Consider the following 793-nt stretch of genomic DNA (forward strand, 5'->3'; position numbering starts at 1 on the left):
CACCGTGGTGGTATCGATGGTGTCGGTAACGGTAGTGACAGCCGCTGCCCCGTTAACCGCCAGATTCTCGAAGTTGCCGCCGGTGGCATTGGTGATTTGTGCAGTAACTTGACCCGCGTCGACGTACGGATCATCAGCAGGCGCTGCGACGGTGACGCTACCCGACGTTTGGTTGGCGGCGATAGTGATGACTTGGCCATTGCTCAAGGTCACGGTCACTGGCGAGCCAGCTGGGTTGGTGAGAGTGGCGGTGTAGACGATTGATCCGCCTTCAGCCACGGTCGCAGTGGCCGCGAGTGAAACCGTTGTTGTAGTCGTCACATCAGTAACAGCCGTAGTCACTGGCGACTGACTGGCAACCAAGTTTTCGTAATTACCACCCGACACACCGGTGATATTGGTAGTAACTGGGGCATGGCCTTGGTAAGCATCGTCGCTAACCGGGACGTTTACAGTCCCGGAGCTTTGACCGACAGCAATCGTGATGTTTTGACCATTGGCCAAAGTCACCACAACCGGCGAGCCGGTGACTGGAGCACCCACCGACGCGGTGTAAGTGATCACGCCACCCTCAGCAACCGAAGGCGCCGCTGTCAGCGTGACGGTAGTGGTATTGATAGTGTCAGTAACCGCAGTGACTGCCGGCGCAGCGTTGACCGCCAGATTCTCGAAGTTGCCACCTGTTGCACTCGTAATCTGCGCACTGACCTGGCTGGCATCGATATACGGATCATCCGCAGGCGCGGCAACAGTGACGCTGCCCGAGGTCTGATTGGCAGCAATGGTAATGACC

At 57.8% G+C, this 793-nt stretch carries 1 protein-coding gene; it reads right to left on the reverse strand.

All coding sequences use genetic code 11. The features are described 5' to 3' along the window. A partial coding sequence (locus SJI00_RS22350; protein WP_322463856.1) for an immunoglobulin-like domain-containing protein occupies positions 1-793 on the reverse strand: 793 nt, incomplete at both ends.

It is taken from the genome of Pseudomonas gebzensis, assembly GCF_034427815.1.
Taxonomy (GTDB): Bacteria; Pseudomonadota; Gammaproteobacteria; order Pseudomonadales; family Pseudomonadaceae; genus Aquipseudomonas.